Below are 1,678 nucleotides of genomic sequence, written 5' to 3'. Positions count from 1 at the left end.
TGTACAGGCCGGGCGGCCAATTGGTGGCGACCACCTGCCAGGCATTGTTGACAACCGTCACCGGGCCTAGCGATTGTCCACCTGGCCCGTTGGTTTTAGCGATTTCGACTCTAGCGCCGTTGTGACCAACACCTGAAAACATAACGGTGTTGTCGGACGTTGCGGTGGGGATGACATCCGTCAGTTGGGGGGGGCGGATTTTGAAGGCGCGATGCAGACTGCGCCAGGAATGCTCACTGCTGCCCACGAACTGCTCTGCCACTACGGAAATAGGTCCCGGTGGTAGGGTGGCAATGACATTCCAGCTTCCGCCGGTCTGTACTGAACCGGTGCCAAGAACGGTGTGTTCGACGTCTAGATCCACAAGAATCTCGACGGTGGCACCTGCCATACCGCCCGTTCCCGAAATCGTAAACGTCTGATCCTGTACCGTACCGGCCTCTGGCCCGGTGATAAGGGGCGCCGGATATCGCACGGTGACAGGTACTGGGTCTGACCAGGCTATAAGCTGTCCATTGAACGTCGCTTGGGCGTGAACGACAAATCCACCCACCGGTAGGTTTTTGGTCAGTTTGAATTTCCAAACGCCATTGGCGATCGTTCCAGAACCATAAGACACCCCACCGAAGCCCTGCTGAAATATTGTGACGGTCGTATTGTTCGAACCAGTCCCCGAAACTTCAGGCCTAAGTTCGCGTAATACCTCACCCGCTCGCGGTGAGGTGATGACAGGTTTGGCCTTCACATTCAACTTCAGCGGTACCGAAGTGTTTATTTCAACGTCACCTCGACTCTGAGCCGCCACAAGGCTGGTTGTTCTGTTTACGGGCAGATCTTTTACAACTACCTTCCAATTACCTTGTGTCGTTGCACTGCCAGATCCATAAACAATTCCGTTCTCCCCCCGGACGTTAATAGTCGCATGGGGGACAGCGCCCTCACCTGTTATCTCCACACTCGACGGCACCGAACTATCTTGTCTTGGCCATGTAATGTTTGTTGGGCTGACAACCGTAAATAGTCCCGAGTCATACCAGTAGGACCATCCGCCATCTTTTAACAAATAGGCATAGTGAATCCTGTATATCCCTGGGGGGAAATCTTGAACGGTGGTTGCAAACGGAAAGTCGATATCGAATAACTTTCTTTCTCCATAATGCGTGCCATCTCCTCTTTTGAAATGCAGATCAACCTGGATATCGTAAGGGCTCTGTGTGCTAGGCCCGATGATCTTGAACCCAGTACTCGACACAATCGCGTTAGTACGAGGAGAGGCTAACTCCCTGTACTCAGGATCACGGTTTGGGATTGGGGGAATCTGTTCGTCGGTCATGATAAAAAGCTTCCACTACGCTGAATAAGTGCTGCTTAGAAGCGAAGTTACAACTTAAAAGTGTTGGTCCATCACCTGTAATAACTGACAGTTCGGACGAACGGTTGTCCTAAATCCCACCGGGTTTCCAGAAGGTCGCCAGATCTGGCATTCCTCCTGACGCTGCGCTTGCTGGCTGAACGTCTGTTCAAACAGTTTTTCGACCTACAGCTTCGCCTCGGACGGCGATAAAACCACCTCGAAGCGAGCGCTTTCGGCCCAGTCCGATTCGGTCCAGGACACATCCCGCTGGATGGTCTGCTTGAACCTGACCCAGTGGCCGCCCGGCGAAAAATTCAGACGCGC

The 1,678-nt window shown here is 53.1% G+C and carries 1 pseudogene; it reads right to left on the bottom strand.

The window, feature by feature from the left end:
- A pseudogene (locus tag DFS28_RS30345) lies at positions 1-1,333 on the bottom strand (hypothetical protein); the annotation flags it as partial.
- Between the last annotated feature and the right edge of the window lie 345 nt (positions 1,334-1,678).

The organism is Pseudomonas sp. 478 (genome assembly GCF_003254125.1).
Lineage (GTDB): Bacteria > Pseudomonadota > Gammaproteobacteria > Pseudomonadales > Pseudomonadaceae > Aquipseudomonas.
This window is presented reverse-complemented; position numbering and strand designations above follow the sequence as displayed.